Raw genomic sequence first — 20,896 nt, forward strand, 5'->3', positions numbered from 1 at the left:
TTCATCATACCGGCCAATTGCATTGATGCTGCTCTGTAGTGCGTGCGGCTCAGCTCACGCCTTGCCCAACAGCGTCAACACGATGAGCAGCACGTTCAAAGCGACAATCAGTACCGCAACTGCAACAAAGATCACATGCTTCGCTGTTCCATCCACATATTCGCCCATCAACGTGCGATCATGCGTATAACGCATGAGCGGAATAATCGCGAACGGAATACCAATCGATAGAATCACCTGGCCAATCACCAGAGCCATCGTCGGGTTCGGCGCAAACCAGAGCACTACCAGTGCTGGTACTAGCGTCACCACGCGGCACGCCCACATAGGCGCTTTAATACGCAGTAGACCGTGCATAATCTCCGAACCAGCGTACGTACCAACCGACGTTGAACTCAGCGACGAAGCAAGCAAGCCAATCGAGAAGATTGTGCCAACTACCGGGCCGAGCACTGACACGATCGCATGCTGCGCGCCTTCGATCGAATCCGTACCGGCCATACCATGCAGTGAATTCGCTGCGATGATCAACAGCACCACGTTCACCGTGCCAGCCAGCAGCAGCGCCCACGCCACATCGATCTTGGAACCATGCAGCAGTTGGCGCACTGTCGGCTTCTTCTCCCCCGGCGCGTAATGATCGTTGACCAGCGTGGAATGCATGTAGATCGCATGCGGCATCACCGTGGCACCCAGCATCGAGGATGCCATGAGTACCGAATCCGTAGTAGTGAAATGCGGGATAAGACCGCCCAGCACATCAAGCGGATTCGGCGGCGCGATGAACAGGCCGAACACGAAGCCGAACGTGATCACCAGCAGCAGCGCGATAACAATCTTTTCAAACAGTCGATGCGTGCGCCCGCCCTGGAACCACAACAACACGGTGGAAATCGCACCAATTACCAGTCCGCCAACGAACAAGTGCAAACCAAACAGCAGGTTTAGCGCGATTGCACCACCGATCACCTCAGCTAAATCAGTAGCAATAGCGATAACTTCCGCCTGCATAAAGAACATGAATCGGCCAGCATCGCTCATGCGCTCGCCAAGCAATTCCGGCAGCGATTTGCCGGTCACAATGCCAAGCTTGGCAGACTGGTATTGAATCAGCACACTCATCGCGTTCGCCAATACGAGCACCCACACCAGCAAATACCCGTAGCGCGCGCCAGAAGTAATGTTCGCGGCCACGTTACCCGGGTCCACGTAGGCGACGGCAGCCACGAACGCAGGGCCGAGAATGGATGCGAGCGCGTGACCATGATGCTGGTGTGTGCCAGCTTCAGCGGCACGCTGGCGTTCGATATCGATTTGCGGCGTCGGCGGAGTATCCGGCGTGCGTAATTCACCCGGCGCTTCAGGCATTGTGCTTACTGATGGTGTTCCCGTGTCGTGTTCGATGTGCGTGCTGTGTTCGCCACCGATTTCATTCGTCATCTTGCGGCGTATCCCCTCTTATCGTGTTTCCAGCGCACTGTTATAGCGCGCACGTGTGAACATCGGGGAAACATGCGGGAATTCGTGGACGCAGTTCACTGACGCGAATGCGGCAACCCTTTATTGCGGTAGCTGCTGCGTGGGGCAGGATCGTAATACTGCCAACATCGCGCGCTTTTCTGCCGTAGTAACTGTGAGCGCATACTTGGTTTTTACGCCGATTTGGCGCGCAACGTAATCGCATCGGTACTCACTGTTCGTCGGCAGCCAGTAGGCAGCAGACGCTGACCCTTTCTCCTGGTTGGCAGGACCATCTACTGCAAGCAAGTTGACCATATCATTGCCGAATCGCACACGCTTAGCACGATCCCAGTCACGTGCACCCGATTGCCACGCGTTTTCAAGCGCTACCACATGGTCGATTTGCACGGCAGAACTCGTGCCTGCGCCGCGCACAAAGTCAATCGTTTGGCCAGTATACGGGTCCTGCAAGGTTCCGGATTCTACGCGGCAACGTTTGCTTGCACTGAAGATCACGTTCGTAAGATCGCGTGCGAGCACATCGTCGCGCACATCGCACCCGTTGCCATCATCGTCGGTTTCACGGAAGCCAAATGAGTCACGATCGTAGCCGGCACCACTTTGCTGATCGTCAATAGTGAGCTGTTCGAGCGCGTCAGCAGCAGGGCCGGACGCCGTGTATTCACCGGTGATCTCGCCGACAGTCGGACTGACTTTAGGCAGAATAAGACCTGCGGTAATGCCTACTACCGCAGCGATGACGAGTAGCATCAGCAGGCGCTCAAACGGCCCAGTACCGCGGAATCGACGTGGACGAAAATGCGTACGACGAGCCATGTATTATCCCCTCCTGCTTGCACGATCTGCAAGATCACAACGTCATCGTCATTGATACAACGTGCCCCAACAACACGTTGGCCTCCCCGTGAATGGGGAGGCCAACAGCATATCAGACGCGCAAGCCAGTAATGCCTGCGTATGCTCTCACAAGCCGGAGTGGCTCGCGCTGATCAGAAAATCACAAGATCACGAGTAGCTGAACGTGCGCGGATCATGACCCGCACGCTTCGGACCGTCAAGCGCATCAATCGCCGCATGCTCTTCCAACGTGAGCGCAAAACCGAACAGGTCGAGATTCTGCTTGAGACGCTCAGTGTGCACGGACTTCGGGATGATAATCGTACCGTTTTCAATATGCCAACGCAGGATTACCTGAGCCGGAGACACGTTGTGCGCGCTCGCAATCTTTGCGATTACACCGTCGCCAGCGTTGAGGTCAGCGCCGCGAGCCATTGGCGAGTATGCTTCGACAGCGATGCCATGCTCCTTGCAGAAGGCGACTACGTCACGCTGCTGCCAGGTCGGGTGCAATTCGATCTGGTTCACAGCCGGCCATTCACCGGTTTCTTGGTGCAAACGCTCCAAGTGTTCAGGCAGGAAGTTGCACACGCCGAGCGTCTTCACGCGGCCCTCATCGCGCAGCTTCACAAACGCCTTCCACGTATCAGCAGAACGCCAATCGAACGGCGTAGGCCAATGAATCATGTACATATCGACATAGTCGAGCTGCAGCAAACCGATCTGACGGTCGAATGCTTCAAGCGCGGAATCATAACCCTGCTCGGAATCACGCAGCTTAGTGGTTACCCACAGCTTGCCGCGCTTTTGCTCAGTATTGAATCCGGATTCAGCGAACGCTCGGCCGAGACCACCCTCATTGTTGTAGCCAGCAGCGCCGTCGATGTGACGGTAGCCAATAGCTAGAGCTGTTTCTACGACTGGCGCCACGTCATCATCATCGATGCGCAGCACACCCAGGCCAACCTGGGGGATTCTATTGCCGTCGTTCAGCTCAATCTGAGGCACGCTTGCAGCTGCGGCGGCCGCAGCAAGGTCGCTGGTCCCGATCATACTCGACTCCTTTATGCTTGGGTGTTCCATGCGTCCATGTTCGACATAGCTAATACGTCATCATATACGGTGCTGCGCTGTTGACGGTACCGCGCGCCACATCGTGCACACTTCATCTTCGTTTCTGGGCACCCCCGGGCATACGGCCACTATTAGCGTGCAAACCGACCGTATGCCCGGGATGTTAGCGCGTGCTGTCGCGTGCGATGACCTGCGATTCGGTGGTGATGAGCTCCGGCTCAGTGATCTCACCGCGAATACGGCCAAGAATGCGCTTGACCGCCATCGGAGCCGTCCAATCAAGTCGCGAATCCATCGTGGTAAGTGGAATCTGCAAGTATTGCGCTTCCTCACTGTTATCGAAGCCAATCACCTGCACTTGGCCAGGAATATCAATGCCGTGCGCGCGCATTGCCGTCAGCGCGCCGATAGCCAGCTGGTCGTTAAAGGCCACCACGCCATCAAACGGAACCCCTGTATCAATAAGCTGCTGAGCGGCACGCGCACCCGAGCCAATAGTCCATACTTGCTCAACATTGCCCACCAAGCGCGGGTCAAGATGCTTACCGCGGCGGCGGCACTCTTCAATCACACCGCGCAAACGCAGCTGCGCGTTGCCTTCTACAGCCCCTAACAGCGTCGCCTCATCGTATTTGCCACGCGCACCCACCACGGCAAGCGATGTAGCACCATGGTCAAAAAGGTAGCCGGCAGCCTTCGCAGCCGCGTCAACATCATCAGGGGTTACGTGATCAGCCTTGCCCCACGTGGTGCGCGCGCCTACTACGACTAGGGGAAAATCAGTCTCGAGATCTTCAGGGCTAATGTCTTCCACCTCGCTCATCGAGAGGATCATGCCATCAGACACGGTGGAATTAAACTTTTCCAGCAGCGTGCGAGCACCTTTAGCAGAGCCTTCCGCGTAGGTAGTGACGTAAACGGAATAGTCGAATTGGCGCGCGGCGTCGATGACGCGATTGGCCAGTTCAGCTAAATAGGATGGCGTCAGCGAAGGGACAGCGAGCGTAATGAACCCGGTATGGTTACGGTTGAGATTGCGAGCAGCCACGTTAACGCGATAGTCAAGATCTTTGATGACCTGCTGTACTTTGGCGCGCGTCTCGTCGGTCATGCGACCGGATCCGTTAATCACGTTTGACGCGGTTTTGAGCGAAACACCAGCAGCCTGCGCTACATCACGCAGAGTAACGCGCTTTTTCGGCTCCGACTTGGTCTCGCTCACGGCATCCTCCTTGCGATACACCCACCAACGCGATACACCAACGTCGCCATTCTACCCATTGGGTAGCGCGACGAGCCGATCACAGCGCCAATATCAACGGCTGCCCAGCGTCTCAGTGTTTTCACGAGCCGGCCAGCCGTTCGTATGACTATCGCATCGTTTTGGTCACGAGTACACCGTTGCGCGCCAACGCAAACGTGCCATCGGATGTGCGATCGCAACGGTATGTGATGATCGGCTCACCGACAACGTTTGCGAGCGCAATCGGCGCGCTAACTCTGTTGACATAGAAGTCGAATCGCATGCGACCGTCAGCTGATTCGCGCACAGTGTGCACAACGCTCGGGTTCGCCGTCTCAGTATGATTCATCACGTTCGCCAGTGACTCGAGCAACTGCGCAATGTCATGCCGCTCAAGATCGCATCCAACGTACACCGCCGTACCCGCACCATACGGGTGACTGGTTACAGCAGGCGTACCATCCAACTCCCAGTCGGCAGCTGCAGCGCCTTGGTAGGAAGCTAGTACGGTCGTATGTGGCGCGATAGTGGTCACGTCGGTTTGCCACAAGCGAGTCATCGCACCATTAGACAGTGCGATGGCAGCCGGGTCATCGGCAGCTGCGCACGCATCGTCGTCGCTACCGTCACGCGCAACGCTCGACTCGTTCACAATATTGAATTCTTCGCCGCGCACGCCGAGCATCTCTCGCAGCAAACCGCCGCCCGCACCCGGGTAGCCGCCGAGTCCAACATGGAAACAGTCATCAACCAAGCCGGTAGCGTATCCGATAATCACCGTGCCACCAGCCGCGGCAAAATCTGCGATACGGCGCACATCTGCGTCAGCGAGCACGATCACCGTAGGCAGTATGATCGTGTGATACGCAGACCAGTCGTAGGCCAGCGGTACTACGTCTGCGCGCATGCCAGCGTCCAACGCGGCACGATACCAGTCGCGCACATCATGCCAATGGTTGAGTTTGCTGCTTGGCAGCGTGCGACTGCGCGTAGCCCATTCGGATTCGGCGCTGAACAGAATCGCCGTATCACCGCGCTGCAGCACACTGCCTTGCATGCCAGCCTCGGACAGCTCATTCAGCGTCTTGCCAAGCTCACATACGCTGCGGAAAATCTTGGAATCCTCCCCCGCGTGCGGCACCATCGCGGAATGGAACGCTTCTGCACCAGAGGCAGACTGCCGCCATTGGAAAAAGTTGATCGCATCGGCGCCCATTGCCACGTGTGCCAACGCATCGCGCATGAGCTCGCCGTTGCGTTTGCGCGCGTTGAACGGCTTCCACTGCACTGCGGACGTGGAATGTTCCATCACATACCACGGTTTGCCGGCCGCCAGCGAATCCATTAATGCATCAGAGCAGAACAGTTCGTCCACGTGCGATTCGCCCTCATGGAAATAGTGGTCGTTGGAGACGAAATCCACTTCGTCAGCCCACTGCGCGTAATCCATCGTGCACTGGTCGGTGGAGACCATGAAGTTTGTAGTAAACGGCTTGTCGGGGCAGATTTGTGCGATTGCGTCACGTTCAGCACGGTAGAAATCGAGTAGCATATCGTTGCCGAAACGCTCAAAATCCAACTGTTGCGGCGGGTTGACCATAGCATCGCCGCCCATGTGGCGCGGTAGAAGCACCTCGTCGAACGAGTTCACCTGCTGCGACCAAAACGCGGTACCCCAGGCTTTATTGAGCGCTTCGATCGTGCCGTATTTGCGCTCGCACCATGTGCGGAAGGCGGCGAGTGCGTCGTCGGAATAGTCGTAGCGATTGTTCCAACCGTACTCGTTGCCCATATGCCAAGCGGTGACGTATGGATTGTTTTTGTAATGCTGCGCGAGCTGACGGCACAGGGTGAGCGCGTAATGCTTGAAGACTGCGCTAGTAGGGCGCCACGATTGGCGTGAACCAGCGTTGACAACGTGCCCATACCGGTCAATGGGGAGTACTTCGGGGTGCTGGTTATAGAGCCAGATTGGCGCGGAGGCAGTGGCGGAGGCGAGGTCGACGGCGATGCCAGCGTTGCCAAGTTTGTCGATGACGTGATCGAGCCAGTCGAAAGTGAATTCGCCTTCACGCGGCTCGATCTTGTCCCAGCTGAAGATGGCGAGGGCTACGGTGTTGACGTGCGCGCGCTGCATGAGGCGAATGTCGTCGTCGATGACTTCTTCCGGCCATTGATCGGGATTGTAGTCGCCGCCGTACGCGATGCCGCGCCCGTCGGGCGTCAGCAGTGCCGGCCAGCGAAACGTTCTGCGTTCGGCCATGATGGCTCCTTTTTCAATTCCTTGTTCAATGCCGGATACGGCGTATGAGACTGTTGCTGGCGGATCGTGCCGGTTGGCGTTGCGCTTTGTGGCAAAGCTCCGATCACGATCCGCCAGCAACGAGTGTATGTGGGGTGCTGTGATTTGGTGAAACCGTGAGGATTATTCCTTGACGGCGCCAGCGGCGAGACCGGACTGCCAGTACTTTTGCAAGCACAGGAACGCGATCACCAACGGGATAATCGTAATCAAAGAACCAGTGATTACGAGGTTCTGGATGGCTTGGCCGCCAGCGGTGCTGGCTTGATCCTTCCACTGGTTCAAACCAATCGTCAACGGATACCAGTCGGCATCTTTCAACATGATCAACGGCAGGAAGTAGTTATTCCACGTCGCCACGATAGTAAACAATGCGGTCGTAACAATACCGGGCGCGAGCAGCGGCAGCGAGATCTGGAAAAAGGTGCGCATTTCGCCGGCACCGTCAACGCGCGCAGCTTCGAGTAGTTCATCTGGCACGGCCTGATCGGAGAAGATCCACATCAAGTACAAGCCGAACGTTGAGACCAGGCTTGGGATAATCATGGCCCATGGCGTGTTCGTGAGCCCCAGTTTCGCGAACAACAAAAACTGCGGAACAGCCAACGCGATGCCTGGCACTGAGATTGCGCCGATGATGATCGCGAACACGAGCTTTCGGCCTGGGAAGCGGAACTTCGCGAGAGCGTAGCCGCCCATAATCGACAGTAAGGTTGCACCGCCAGCGCCAATCACCACGTATAGCAGCGTGTTGAGCAGCCAGCGCGCGAAGATACCGTCCTGATAGGTGAAGACAGTGACGATATTGTCCCACAGGGCGAAGCTGCGGCCGAAGCCCATACCGAATGTGGAGGTGAAATCAGCCTGTGTTTTCGTCGCGTTGATCATCAGATATACGAACGGGAACAGGCAGTATACGGCGAACAGAGCGCAGACGAAGGTGAGCAGCTTCGAGCGGCGCGGATTGTTGACGTTGGCGAAGCCAGCTTTTTCAGCACGCTTGCGCTCGGCTTTTTCGTCGAGTTCGACGCGCTTTTGACGTGCTTTTTCAGCGCGCTTAGCGGCTTTTTCTTGCTCTTTTAGCGACATGCTTTCACTCATCACGCACGCTCCTTCGCGATTTTGGCTGACGACATCGTCAGCACGAACGATTTCAATTGTTGCGATTTCACTACGTCCGAAACCAGTATTCGGCAGATCACTTCATCTGCTCCTTCATACTGTTCAACTGCACCGCATACGCGATCGCCATCGTGATCACAGCCATCACAATCGCCAGTGCTGCCGCATAATTACTCTGGTTACCAGTGAAACTCAGGTTATACGCATACATATTCGGCGTGTAATACGTCGTAATCGCATTACCCGGCACCATATTCTGCAAAATCGAAGGCTCATTAAACAACTGGAACGAACCAATAATCGAGAAGATCACCGTAATCGCCAACGAACCACGCAACTCAGGCAACTTAATCGACTTGACAATCTGCCACTCAGACGCACCATCAATCGAAGCAGCCTCATACAAAGAATGCGGAATCGTAGACAACGAGGAGTAGAAGATCAACATGTTATAACCCGTAAACTCCCACGTCACAATATTGCCAATACTGGCCAACAAGACGCTCGGAGCCAACACGTCAATATTCGTACCCAACAAGTCATTCAGGCTTCCAACCAGACCGTACTTCGCGCCATACACGAAACCCCAAATCATGGTCGACACCACAGCAGGCACCGCATACGGCAAAAACGTACTAATACGGAAAAACTTCGTACCATGAAGCTTCATCGAATCCAACGCCAACGCCATCAAAGCAGCCAGGCACAACATAATCGGCACCTGAACAATCGTAAACAACGCGACCCTAACCACACTGCTCCAGAACTGCGTATCGCCAAACAAACGCGCATAATTCGCGAGCCCCACGAATACCGTGCCACCAATCATCTTCTTCTGAAAGAAACTGATATAGATCGCATACACAATCGGCACGATAAACACGAACACAAACACAACCGCAAACGGCCACATAAACTTCCAACCACGCCAATCAGCACGATGCCGATTCACACGCGCAGAAGACGACTGCAGGGCGGCGCCTTGACCCACTGACGAAGTCGCTGACGACTGAGACATAATGTCACTCCTTGGTATACGTTGCGCCGCGTATCTGCGCGCCGCCACAATCCTTGACGTTCCCGCGTTCTTTCGCGGGCATGAAAAAACGGGGACGCCGCACAGGGCGCCCCCGCCCTAGTTACATTGCGGCCGGGTGAAGGAGAGGTAAGACCGGCCGCATGCTCGTTATCCATGACGCTGGTTTTCCAGCGCCAAGCGTCACTTCACCGTGACGTTATAGCCCTGCTGCTTGCCGTAATCGCCCAGCAGCTTGGCGTAGTTGGCCATAGCTTCCTTGAGGGTGATCTTGCCCTGGTAGGCCGGAGCGATCGCGTCACCGTACTGGGACTGTGCGTACGGGTTGTACGGCAGGTACTGGAACTTGGTCACAGGCAGGTTCGCAGCCTCGCACAGCACCTTGTTGACCTGCTGGCCGCCGAAGTACTCGTTTTCAGCGCTCTGGAAGTCAGAATCATTCAGGATCTTCTTCAGGGACGGGAAGGTGCCGTTGTCGGCCATAACCTGCGCGCCGTCACCGTGGGTGAGGAACTCGAGGAACTTGTAAGCTGCAGCCTTGTTCTTCGACTGCTCGGGGATGGCCAGTGCGGAGCCACCGTCTTCAGCAGAAACCTGATCGCCTTCGCTCCACTGCGGCAGAGGAGCAACGCGCCAGTTGCCCTTCTGATCAGGAGCGCCAGATTCAAGGTTCGTAGGCATCCAACCGCCGATGATCAGCGAAGCAGTGGTGCCGTCGTTCAGCGAGCGGTTCCAATCGTCGGACCAGTTGGCGATATTGGTGTTGACCAAGCCTTCGTCGATGAGCTTCTGCTGGAAGTCGATGTACTTCTGCATGCCCGCATCCTCGGTCATGTTGATGGTGATGTTCTCGCCATCGACCTTCCACGGGTTGGCGCCGGCCTGCCATGCTTGTGCGGTGAACGGCTGGTAGGCGTTGGCATCGCCGGAGTTGTTGGTGATGTAGTAGTTGTCACCGAGGGCGTGAATCTTCTTGGCGGCCTCGTAGTAGTCGTCCCACGTCTTGATGGATTCGCCGTCCACACCGGCCTTGTCGAAGATGGCCTTGTTGTAGAAGAAGACTTCCGGGCCGGAATCAATCGGCAGCGCGTACGGCTTGCCGCCATACTGCAGCTTGTTCCACGGGCCGGCGGCGAAGTCGGACTCGTATTTGTCGGCACCGAACTGCGAGAGGTCGATGAGGCTGCCGTCGACGGCGAACTGCGTGACGGTCGGGTCTTCGAGCATCACGACGTCAGGAGCGCCCTTGCCGGCGGAGATGGCGTTTTGCAGAGCGGTGGCGGTATCAGCGGCGGTACCGGTGCTGTTGTACTTGACGGTGATACCGGGGTTGGCTTTCTCGAAGGCGGCGATGGTCTCCTTGATGCCGTTGCCCCAGCCCCAGAATACGATCTCGCCCTTGGCGTTGTCGGTATCCGTATCAGCCGAGGAGCCGTTGCTGCCGGAACCGCAGGCGGCCAGACCGACGAGGGTTGCCACGGCTGCCGTTGCCGCGATGACCTTCTTGACGTTGCGCATTTCTGTCTCCTTTTTGCTTGGCGAAGTCCGTTCTCCGTCAGGCACCTTCCTTGGGTGTTTTGTTTGGTACACCCGTGTACCATGCCTCTATGATACACCGATGTACCACTTTGTCAAAACGCGAGACACACCGCAAAAATAGCGGATTAGCATAAACCCTGAAATCTCTCCCGGGCATAATGCCACTTCAGCACCCCAAAGTGACCGTAAGCCCGGGGAAACCCAACCTACTTCCGGGCCTACTGCCGTTTCAAGGCATAACAAAGGCCGTATGCCCGGCTTGCATCATCAAACAAGCAGGCATACGGCCTTAACTGCATTATGGGTTGCCCCACCTCGAAGGGTTACAGCCCTAAAAACAGCTCGTGGATACGAGTATCGCTCGTCAATTCGGGGTGGAATGCGGTGGCAATGATATTGCCTTGACGCAATCCCACGATATCGCCATTGACTTCGCTCTCTACCGTGGCATCAGGGCCAACTTCGGAAACGAACGGGCCACGAATGAACACCAGCGGAAAATCGGTAATATCACCGAACGATCCAACGCCTGCGAAACTGCCAAGCTGGCGACCATACGCGTTGCGGCGCACCGTTGCATCAAGCGCGCCAAAGTACACGTTATCGTCGTTCTCCAAGCGGCGAGCCAGCAGAATCATGCCCGCGCACGTGCCAAATACCGGCTTGCCAGCAGCAATATGAGCAGCGATCGGCTCAAACAAGCCCGTCGAATGCAGCAGCTTGCCTTGCGTAGTGGATTCACCACCGGGCAGAATCACACGATCGATCGAATCGTCAAAATCTTCAGCCGCGCGCAGCAGCTTCCACGGCGCGCCAAGTTTATCGAGCACAGCCGCGTGTTCCGCAAACGCGCCCTGCACTGCAAGAATGCCGGTCACACCATGCTGGGCGCTTTCAGCGTCGTCAGATTCCTCTTTGGAAATGTATTCAACGGCTACAACCATTGGCTTTCCTCTCTGAACCATTAATCCTCAGCCCGGCGGCATGCATAAGCACCACCACCGGGCGTATGGAATGTGCAGGAAAGTTCACTCGCCGCGGGCGGCCATAATCGTCTGGATCTCGTCCTCGTTAATGCCAACCATTGCCTCGCCCAGGTTCTCGGAGAGCTTCGCGAGCAGGTCAGCATCCTGCCAGTTAGCGGTCGCCTTGACGATAGCAGCAGCGCGCTTAGCCGGGTCGCCAGACTTGAAGATGCCGGAGCCGACGAACACGCCCTCCGCGCCAAGCTCCATCATCAGGGCCGCGTCGGCCGGAGTAGCCACGCCACCAGCAGCAAAGTTGACCACCGGCAAGCGGCCGTTGTCATGCACGTACTTGGCGAGATCGTACGGCACTGCGAGCTGCTTAGCAGCCTCGAACACCTCATCGTCACGCAGACCAACGAGCTCGCGAATCTGCTTGTTCATCGTGCGCATGTGGCGCACGGCCTGAATCACATCACCAGTGCCCGGCTCGCCCTTGGTACGAATCATCGCAGCGCCCTCGGCGATACGGCGCAGCGCCTCGCCCAGGTTCTTCGCGCCGCACACGAACGGCACGTCAAACTGGGTCTTATCAATGTGGTAGACGTCATCAGCCGGAGAGAGCACTTCAGACTCGTCAATGTAATCGATGTCAATCGCCTGCAGAATGCGCGCCTCAGCGATGTGGCCAATACGCACCTTGGCCATCACCGGGATAGAAACGGCCTCCTGAATGCCCTTAATCATCGCCGGGTCGCTCATGCGCGAAACGCCGCCAGCCGCACGAATATCAGCAGGAATACGCTCCAGCGCCATCACTGCGCACGCGCCCGCATCCTCGGCAATACGCGCTTGCTCAGGCGTAGTGACATCCATGATCACGCCGCCCTTGAGCATCTGTGCGAGGTTCTTGTTGAGCTCCGCTCGGTTTTCAGCCATATTCTCCCACTTTCCGGGCGCCAAACGCCCTGGGTTCCTTTGTGCCCGCGCATCCCCCACCGGCGATTTGCCGGCATGATTCCATCCATGCGCGGGCATACAAGCCACAATGCTAGGTGCGCGCGCACAGCGAACACGCCCGACGCCCAAATTGCGACAATAATGAAAATCGATAATCGGTTATCAACACACTCAATATCCCTTTACGTCGGCATGCGCGCCGCCGCTCGTACCTTGTAAACACGCCATCCCCGCGCGCGCCCTCACTCACTCTGCCAGCTGCACCCACCCTTGTATGCCGGCCACAAAACCCCGCACCCCGATTCGTACAACCTCACAACGTCACGCGCGGCTACGGTAACGTAACCTGAACGGTGGAACAAGACGGCATACGAATACCATCATTATCCGCGGCACACCGCACGAAGGACTTTTATGACAGCAGCATCCGCCAGCATCGTTACCAACCCCTCCACTGGCACCATTCGCGAATACACTACTCCCGGCTCGATTATCGTCAACGACGACGAAACGCTGTACAGCCTGCTTACCGAGCGCATCGAACGCACCGGCGAAGACACGATTATCGCCTCGCGCAAGCTCGGACCAGGCCGCTGGGACGATATCACCACCGGCGAATTCCACCAGCTCGTGCTCGATGTAGCTAAAGGCTTGATCGCGTTCGGCATTGGCAAGGGCGATGCGGTGACACTGTTCTCTTCCACGCGTTATGAGTGGGGTGTGCTCGATTTTGCACTGGCAGCGATTGGCGCTGTGAACGTGCCGATTTACGATACTGATTCCGCCGCGCAAGCCGAGCGCATTCTTAATGATTCCGATGTCAAGCTTGCTATTGCTGATAATCGCGAGCGCTTCGACCGTCTTGACTCGGTGAAGGATCATTGCCCGGCGTTGAAGCAGATTCTGATGTTGGATGGTAATGCGCTTGGCGCATTGCAGGGCTTTGGCGTGACGGTTTCTGATGAGGAACTGGATGCGCGCATTGAGGCCACGCGTGCGGATGATCTCGCCACGATTGTGTACACGTCTGGTTCAACGGGTGCGCCGAAGGGCGTGGAGTTGACGCATCGTAATTTTCTGTCGATTGTGCGCGCGGGTTATGAGTGCTTGTCTGAAGTGATTTGTGACGATCATCCGCGTCTGCTGCTGTTCTTGCCGCTTGCGCACTGCTTCGCGCGCTACATCCAGTATTGTTCGATTGGTTCTGATGATGGCGTGGTGGGCTATCTGCCGGATACGAAGTCGCTGCTACCGGATTTGCGTTCGTTCCGTCCGACGTATTTGCTTGGCGTGCCGCGTGTGTTTGAGAAGGTGTATAACGCGGCTTCGCGTAAGGCTGGCGCTGGTTTTAAGGGCCGTTTGTTTGCGAAGGCTGCCGAAGCGGCGCGCGCGTGGAGCCGCGCTCAGCAGGCTGGCGAGCCGCATTCTGCGAAGGCGATTGCTGAGCGTGCAACGTATGAGGCTCTGGTGTATCGCACGGTGCGTGGCGCATTGGGACCGAATATTCGCTATGTGGCGTGTGGTGGAGCTCCGCTCAGCCCTGATTTGGCGCATTTCTATGCGGGTATTGGCTTGCCGATGATTCAGGGCTATGGCATGACGGAGACGGCCGCACCGTTTACGGTGACGCGCGTGCATGACAATGTGATTGGCACGGTTGGTCAGCCTGCGCCGGGCTCGTCGGTGCGTATTGCTGATGATGGCGAGGTGCAGGTGCGTGGTGAGAACGTGTTCCGCGGTTACCATAATCTTCCTGAGAAGACTGCGGAAGCGTTTACGTCGGATGGTTGGCTGCACACGGGTGATCTTGGCTCGCTGGATGCTGATGGTCGTTTGACGATTACTGGCCGCAAGAAGGACATTATTATTACCGCCGGCGGCAAGAATGTTTCGCCGATTCCGCTGGAGCAGGAGATCGTCAAGTGCCCGATTGTTGAGCATGCGGTTGTAGTGGGTGATGGCCGCCCGTTTATTGGCGCATTGGTGACGCTGGATCCGGAGGGGCTGGCGGCTTGGCTGCCGTTGCATGGGTTCGATGCTGACATGCCGATTGCGCAGGTTGCAAATCTGACTGAAGTGCATGATGAGATTCAGCAGTATGTGGATCGTGCGAATGCGACGGTTTCGCGTGCTGAATCGGTGCGTAAGTTTGTGGTGTTGGCCGACCGGTTTACGCAGGATAACAAGTGTTTGACGCCGTCGCTGAAGGTGGTGCGCCCTGCGGTGAATCGCGTGTTTGCGGGTGTTATTAGTAATGAACTGTATGCCGGCAAGCACTGAGTGCGTGCGCTGATTATTTGCTGACATGCTGGTGGCGATCGTTGCAATTGAGTTGCAATGATCGCCACCAGTGTATTAATGCTGTTGCACAACATGTAATTCATTAGCTGCATGTCAGTAGCTGTAGAGCACCTCATCCGCAGCCAACGGATGCACGGTCATGGTCGCCGAGCCGTCTGTATACTGCTTGGGGCGGTTGTGCAACACTATCGTGGTTCGATCGCCGTCTGACTGCTGTTCGATGTCACGCGAGAAGCGCTTGTCTGGGTCGGTCATACCGCCGTGCTTCCACCACCATTGGCGGATCTGCCCATTGCCGTCAAGCTTGACGGTCACGCTGGAATTTGTCCAGCCGCTCACCCACGAATCTTCAACCGTCGGGTCGTACCACAGTAGTCGTACGGCGATTTCATTATCTTCATCGATGGTGTAGAGCCTGAGCACCGACTCCCGGTTCGCTCGTACGTCGCTGATGAATTTATTGATCTGCGCACTCGGCTTGCGCAGCACATACCATGGGTAGTCGCGGTCGTCGACGCCCGCCCAGCCGCTTTCGGCGCGGCCGTTGTAGATGTAACCCTTGGCTTTCAGCTCGTCAACAGTGATGTTCGGGTCGAGTGAGACCAGCTCGTCGTAGCATTTCTGCGCGGTAACCATCGTAGAGGTCTGCCAAGCGAACGCACCCGTCACGAACAGCGCGAATACGAGGAACGCCGCGAGCAGATACCACCATGCGGGGCGTTTACCACGTGTGACTTCACCACCAGTATCATTGCCGCGCGCGTCACCGCGCATCCGGTTTACAAGATCATGAAAACACTCGCCGTTGCGCCTCTTCGTCGTCTTGCCGTCCATGTCAGCCTCCTTTCCGCGGGGAATGACAGCTCATATAGCGTTTTCGCGCGAACTGCATAGTTCGTGTACGCAGGCGTCTTTCCCGCTCCCGATTCCCGTGGCCTTTGCTGGCCCCGTTGATCGTTGATATCTTCAGCGTACGGCGGCGGCTACGGCGCATGACAGCGCGTGACATGCGCCGCATGACATCAATACCAGCGTGCATACATGTGCGGCATAGACTTGAGCCATGACGGAAACAGCGCGCACGAGCATCGCCATTGTTGACAACGATCGCATGGCATTAATGGCGTTATCGTCGCTGCTTGCCCGTGAAGGGTTTGCGTTGCGTTGGACTGCGCAATTGGGCGCCGCCGCGATTCAGCGATGTATCCCCGCGCATGATCGCCCCGATGTGCTGCTGGTGGATATGGCATTGTCTGACATGACCGGCATCGACGTGTGCCGCGCCGTACGTCGGTGGGCGCCCGATCTCGCGATGATCGGCGTGACTGCCTACGATCCGCAGGTGTACCATAACGCCGCCTGTGCCGCTGGCGCACGGGATGTGATCAGTAAAGACGATATCGCCGCTATTACCGCCATGATTCGAGCAACAGTGGGCGACTTGCGACGCGAATCCGCGCCCGCGCGTCCATCATCTGCCTCGCTCGCAGCTTCCTCGGTGTCCACGGATTCTTCGGAGCCCGCAACATCCCCAGTGGAGCGATCGTTTGCATTATCTGCGCAGCAGGCCGCCATCATGCGCCTGTATGCCGACGGCCGGTCCACCGATGAGATCGCCGACGCGCTGCACATCTCCAAAGGCACGATTTTCGCGCAAGTGGCTCGCGTGCGCGATAAGCTCCATGCTCGCGATCGCGATGAAGCGGTCGCGTTGTGCCGCCGATATTTGAGGATGTAACACGATGGCGAGGAACGATAAGCTTCTGCTCGCCGATGGGCGTACGCGGGCGCTGCTGGCCTGCTCGTCACTGCCAGCGATTATCGAAACTGTGTACCTGTATTCGCAGGGCAATCTTGGCGACACGGGCATCCTGTTCGCAATGCTGTCAGTGTGCGCGTGTCTGCTGATGTCGCTGGCGCCACGCATCGGCGGGTGGACGATTGTGCTGCTCTGGGTCGTGCATTGTGTCATCCCGCAAACGACAGCGTTCTCGCTGCTGTTCTGCCTGCTGATGGCAATCACGGTGATGGCGTACCTGCGCATCGGCTCAGCGCTGGCCGCATCGGTTATGGCGGAGGCGGCGGCTGCATCGCGCATATGGCTGTATCCGTGGGATTCGGCGGTGATTACCACGGTGTGCGCCACCGCAGCGTTCCTGATGGTAGCGCTGTGGATTGGCTCGTCGATGAGCTGGCAGGAGCGGCATGAGCGCGAGGAGCGCGAACGGGCCGTATTGCTACGGCGGCTGGCTGATCAGCAGCTGGCGGCGCAGTTACATCATTCGGTGGCGAATGATTTGACGACGATTCTGCTGCTCGCGCGTCAATTGGAGCCAACATGTTCTGATGATGACAGCGTTTCCAATGATGACAACGCTCGCGACGGCAGCGACGTTGCGTCGATTGCTTCAATCGTCAGTCTCATCGTGCAAAGCGCACAGGATTCCTTGGTCAAAGTACGCACGCTGATCGCTGGTTTGGATGGTTCTTCCTCGTCGCCGTCCGGAGCTGTATCGGATGCTGGCAACGCTGTCATCGATGGCAACGTTGGCGAACATGAGAATGCCTCCACCGCTGGTGCCGATCATGGCGCAGAGCATCGTAACGATTATGGCTATGCTGCACCGCTTGATCTGCTCACTGCCGACGAGCTGCGCGAACTGGCCGACCGGTATCATGCCCGCCTGTATGCGCAGGGATTGGATGGCGACATCATCATCGGCGGCCTTGTGCGCTGTTCCTGCACGGCTGCACGTAAGTCGGCACTATTGGACGTATTGCATGAGATTGTCGGCAATATGATGAAGTACGCGGACGCGACGGCCGGCTATTGCATCGTCGTCACACTGGAGGCCGGTCTGGCAACGCTGTCATCGTCGAACGGCATGAGAAACGCGGAACCGGCTGCCGACGCCGAAGCGGCCAGTAGCACCAAGTTAGCCGCGTCTACGGAATCGCCCACCCATACAAAATCGGCCGCGTATGCACAATCAGTGCTCAGCGGCGGTACCGGTCTCGTTCGCTGCCGCACCACGGCCGAATCCCTCGGCGGCGAATTCACCGTCGACTCCACCGGCAGCACTTGGACGACTCTGCTTAAGTTGCCTCTCACCTGAATAATGGCTGACCATTGGCTCCGCCACAATACACAGAGGGCTGTTCCACAATCGGAACAGCCCTCCTTACTCCGTTATTTAATGACGGCTTGCCGTCACTGATTGACGCGTGCGACTTCAAGGCGCACCGAGGGAAGGCGTACGAAGGTACGTCGACCGAGGAGCAACGCTGAAGGCGCTCCGTCAATCAGTGACGGTTGTCGAGGCGGTGGACCATCTCGGACAACTCCAGTTCCTTCTCGAACTGGCGCGCGGTGGTGTTCTCGTCGATGACGGCGAGTTCGACACCGGCCATGCGGGCGAAGTCTTCCCAGGCTTCGCGACCGACGGAGGTGGTCATGCAGGTGTGGTGGGAGCCACCGGCGAGGATCCAGCATTCAGCAGCGGTCTTGAGGGACGGACGCGGCTTCCAGACGGCGCGAGCGCATGGGAGTTCCTTGAGGGAGCCACCAGGCTCGACGACGTCGACGACGTCCATGAGGAGACGGAAGCGTTCGCGAACGTCGGACATGGAGACGACGACGACATCCTTCTTGGGGGCGCCGGTGAAGACCAGGCGGACCGGGTCGGCCTTGCCGCCGATGCCGAGCGGGTGGATTTCCAGCTTGGGCTTGGCGATGGTGCCGATGGCCGGGGAGACTTCGAGCATGTGGGAGCCCATGTCGAGTTCGTTGCCCGGGGTGAAATTGTAAGAATAATCCTCCATGAGGGAGGCGCCACCTTCGAGGCCGTAGCCCATGACGGCGCCGATGCGCACGAGGACGGCGGTCTTCCAGTCGCCTTCAGCGGAGAAGCCCCAACCGTACTCGGAGGGGAAGCGCTGCGGGCCAACGCCTGGCAGCTGCGGGAGTGCGCCGAGGTCTTCGAAGTTGTCAACGCCGGCGGTGCAGCCGTTGGCGGTCATCATGTTGACCATGGCGGCTTCTTCCTTGGCGGAGATGAACAGGGAGTCGTACTTGGCGTCGAGGAGAGCCGGGTCGATGTCGTACTTGGCCTTGTAGTCTTCGATGATGGCCTTGACCTGATCGTCCTTGACGGCGTCGTAGGCGGCGACGAGCTCGTTGACAGCCCAAGTGTTGATGGAGGCGCCGAAGACGCGTTCTGCTTCGGTCTTGTCGCCTTCGGTGACGGCGACGTTGCGCATGTTGTCGCCCCAACGCATGACCTTCATGTTGTTGGAAGCGTCCCAACCGGCGGCGGCGCGTGCCCAGGTGCCGATCTTTTCGGCGACTTCGGGGTCGGTGTAGTGGCCGACGACGACCTTGCGCTTGATGCCGAGGCGGGAGACGATGTAACCGAACTCACGGTCGCCGTGTGCGGCCTGGTTCAGGTTCATGAAGTCCATGTCGATGGTTTCCCACGGGATTTCCTTGTGGTGCTGGGTGTTGAGCTGCAGCAGCGGCTTGGTGAGGACTTCGAGGCCGCGGATCCACATTTTGGCCGGGGAGAAGGTGTGGCACCAGGTGATGACGCCGATGACGTTCGGGTTGGCGGAAGCTTCGACCATGAACTGCTTGACGCCGTCGGAGGACTTCAGGGTTGGCTTCAACACGAGCTTGACCGGGATCTTGCCGGTGTTGTTGAGGTAGTCGACCATTTCGGCGGAGTGGATGGCGACCTGGCGGAGTGCTTCCTCACCGTAGAGGTCCTGCGAGCCGACGCCGAACCAGATTTCCTTGCCTTCGAAGGGGTTTTCGAATGCCATGTTGGTTTCCTTTACTTCGTTGTTTGGATTTTGGATTAAGTTCACTGACACTGTCAGCAGTGTTTTGGCGCGTGTGTCCGCAAGGCGCACCGAGGGAAGGCGTGCGAAGGCACGTCGACCGAGGAGCAACGCCGCGGACACTCCGCCAAATCAGTGCTGACGAAGTCAGCGCTGGCGCAATGCGTGCGACTCCAAGGCGCGAGAGACGAAGACGCTGAGCCGTCTAACAGACAGTCCAGTGGACTGTCTGTAGGCGAAGGGAGCGGCTTGCCGCGACGGTTGCGCGAAGCGCAACGGTACTTCGAGTCTCCCGCAACGCAGGAGGCGCTCCATTGCGTCAGTGCTGACCGTAGACGTTCTGGTAGCGGTCGTTCAGCTTATCGATGTCGGCCTGCGGGATCTCGATGATGTCGCCGAGCTGCTTGGCAGACCACATGGTGTGTGCGACTTCTTCGGTCATGGCGGCGGCCTTGACGGCGGCTTCAGCATCCTTGCCGATGGTGAATGGACCGTGGTTCTGCATGAGGACGGCCGGGGACTTCGGGTACTTCTTGAGCGTTTCGACGACGCCTTCGCCGATGGCTTCGGAGCCGATCAAACGGAACGGGCCGACCGGCACAGGGCCGCCGAACTCGTCGCCCATCATGGTCAGGCCACATGGAATGTTCTGGCCGGTGGCTGCCCACGCGGTGGCGTAAGTGGAGTGGGTGTGCACGACGCCGTAGACGTTCGGCATGTGACGGTAGATGTACGCGTGGGAGGCGGTGTCGGAGGACGGGGATTCAGTGCCGTCGACAACGTTGCCATCGAGATCGCACACGACCATAGAGCCTGGGGTCAGGTACTCGTAGCGCACGCCGGACGGCTTGATGACCATGAGGTCGGCGGTGTGCAGACGCTGGGAGACGTTGCCAGCGGTCCATACGACGAGGTTCCACTTGATGAGCTGCTCGTGCAGGGTGGCGACGACCTCGCGCACCTGCTTGACTTCAGCGCGGACTTCCGGACCGTAATCAGCCAGAGTTGCCATAGTTTATTGTCCTTTCACTACAACAGATTATTGATGTTGGTTAAGTTCATGAAGCTGACGGGCCCCTAGCTCCCTCGGCTGAGGGAGCTGTCACGGCATAGCCGTGACTGAGGGAGCGTCGCGGTCGGAGACCGCCTGTCAGCACAGCATCGCGCATAGCGCGATATGGCTCAATCCGCAATTA

Annotated in this window: 16 protein-coding genes; 3 read left to right on the forward strand and 13 right to left on the reverse strand. The window is 57.7% G+C overall.

Annotation, left to right across the window (positions count from 1 at the left end; translation table 11 throughout):
- Window positions 1-54: 54 nt before the first annotated feature.
- The 10 genes from D2E25_RS03930 to pdxS form a co-directional block, all read right to left on the reverse strand.
- Window positions 55-1,368 carry an Nramp family divalent metal transporter gene (locus D2E25_RS03930; RefSeq protein ID WP_125980478.1) on the reverse strand — a complete coding sequence of 438 codons (1,314 nt, stop codon included), beginning with the start codon at window positions 1,366-1,368 and terminating at the stop codon, window positions 55-57.
- Between the two features lie 192 nt (window positions 1,369-1,560).
- On the reverse strand, window positions 1,561-2,298 hold the full coding sequence (locus D2E25_RS03935) for an HNH endonuclease family protein (RefSeq protein WP_125980007.1): 738 nt from the start codon (window positions 2,296-2,298) through the stop codon (window positions 1,561-1,563).
- Between the two features lie 189 nt (window positions 2,299-2,487).
- Window positions 2,488-3,372 carry an aldo/keto reductase gene (locus D2E25_RS03940; protein ID WP_125980009.1) on the reverse strand — a complete coding sequence of 295 codons (885 nt, stop codon included), beginning with the start codon at window positions 3,370-3,372 and terminating at the stop codon, window positions 2,488-2,490.
- Between the two features lie 184 nt (window positions 3,373-3,556).
- Window positions 3,557-4,615: a LacI family DNA-binding transcriptional regulator gene (locus D2E25_RS03945; RefSeq protein ID WP_125980011.1), complete on the reverse strand. Its 1,059-nt coding sequence runs from the start codon at window positions 4,613-4,615 to the stop codon at window positions 3,557-3,559.
- Window positions 4,616-4,763: 148 nt separating this feature from the next.
- A complete protein-coding gene (locus D2E25_RS03950; RefSeq protein ID WP_125980013.1) occupies window positions 4,764-6,899 on the reverse strand; it encodes a beta-galactosidase in 2,136 nt (711 codons plus the stop codon).
- 162 nt (window positions 6,900-7,061) lie between these two features.
- Complete coding sequence (locus D2E25_RS03955; protein WP_125980016.1) at window positions 7,062-8,039, reverse strand: carbohydrate ABC transporter permease; 978 nt, start codon at window positions 8,037-8,039, stop codon at window positions 7,062-7,064.
- A gap of 97 nt (window positions 8,040-8,136) precedes the next feature.
- Window positions 8,137-9,078 (reverse strand): carbohydrate ABC transporter permease, encoded by a 942-nt coding sequence (locus D2E25_RS03960; RefSeq protein ID WP_125980018.1) that lies wholly within the window; start codon window positions 9,076-9,078, stop codon window positions 8,137-8,139.
- A 201-nt stretch (window positions 9,079-9,279) separates the two neighbouring features.
- Entirely contained in the window at window positions 9,280-10,614 is a 1,335-nt protein-coding gene (locus D2E25_RS03965) for an ABC transporter substrate-binding protein (RefSeq protein ID WP_125980020.1), read from the reverse strand.
- Between the two features lie 344 nt (window positions 10,615-10,958).
- A complete protein-coding gene (gene pdxT / locus D2E25_RS03970; protein ID WP_125980480.1) occupies window positions 10,959-11,579 on the reverse strand; it encodes a pyridoxal 5'-phosphate synthase glutaminase subunit PdxT in 621 nt (206 codons plus the stop codon).
- Window positions 11,580-11,663: 84 nt separating this feature from the next.
- A complete protein-coding gene (gene pdxS / locus D2E25_RS03975) occupies window positions 11,664-12,539 on the reverse strand; it encodes a pyridoxal 5'-phosphate synthase lyase subunit PdxS (protein ID WP_125980022.1) in 876 nt (291 codons plus the stop codon).
- A gap of 435 nt (window positions 12,540-12,974) precedes the next feature.
- On the opposite strand from pdxS, the gene D2E25_RS03980 reads away from it, so the two are divergent.
- Window positions 12,975-14,840, forward strand: coding sequence for an AMP-dependent synthetase/ligase (locus D2E25_RS03980; protein WP_125980024.1), 1,866 nt, complete (start codon window positions 12,975-12,977; stop codon window positions 14,838-14,840).
- A gap of 114 nt (window positions 14,841-14,954) precedes the next feature.
- Here the strand turns inward: D2E25_RS03980 and D2E25_RS03985 are convergent, their stop codons facing one another.
- Window positions 14,955-15,695 (reverse strand): hypothetical protein, encoded by a 741-nt coding sequence (locus D2E25_RS03985; RefSeq protein ID WP_125980026.1) that lies wholly within the window; start codon window positions 15,693-15,695, stop codon window positions 14,955-14,957.
- Window positions 15,696-15,924: 229 nt separating this feature from the next.
- Here D2E25_RS03985 and D2E25_RS03990 point away from each other — a divergent pair, with 229 nt between their 5' ends.
- Both D2E25_RS03990 and D2E25_RS03995 read left to right on the forward strand, forming a co-directional pair.
- Window positions 15,925-16,599 carry a response regulator transcription factor gene (locus tag D2E25_RS03990; RefSeq protein WP_125980028.1) on the forward strand — a complete coding sequence of 225 codons (675 nt, stop codon included), beginning with the start codon at window positions 15,925-15,927 and terminating at the stop codon, window positions 16,597-16,599.
- A gap of 4 nt (window positions 16,600-16,603) precedes the next feature.
- Entirely contained in the window at window positions 16,604-17,977 is a 1,374-nt protein-coding gene (locus D2E25_RS03995; RefSeq protein WP_125980031.1) for a hypothetical protein, read from the forward strand.
- Between the two features lie 187 nt (window positions 17,978-18,164).
- Here D2E25_RS03995 and araA read toward each other — a convergent pair whose 3' ends face one another.
- Together araA and D2E25_RS04005 are read right to left on the reverse strand one after the other, a co-directional pair.
- The gene (araA, locus tag D2E25_RS04000; RefSeq protein ID WP_125980033.1) at window positions 18,165-19,682 is read right to left on the reverse strand and encodes an L-arabinose isomerase; all 1,518 of its coding nucleotides are present in this window, start codon (window positions 19,680-19,682) and stop codon (window positions 18,165-18,167) included.
- Between the two features lie 337 nt (window positions 19,683-20,019).
- Window positions 20,020-20,712, reverse strand: coding sequence for an L-ribulose-5-phosphate 4-epimerase (locus tag D2E25_RS04005; protein WP_125980035.1), 693 nt, complete (start codon window positions 20,710-20,712; stop codon window positions 20,020-20,022).
- Window positions 20,713-20,896 lie beyond the last annotated feature (184 nt).

The organism is Bifidobacterium goeldii, from assembly GCF_003951095.1.
In the GTDB taxonomy this organism is placed as follows: Bacteria; Actinomycetota; Actinomycetes; order Actinomycetales; family Bifidobacteriaceae; genus Bifidobacterium; species Bifidobacterium goeldii.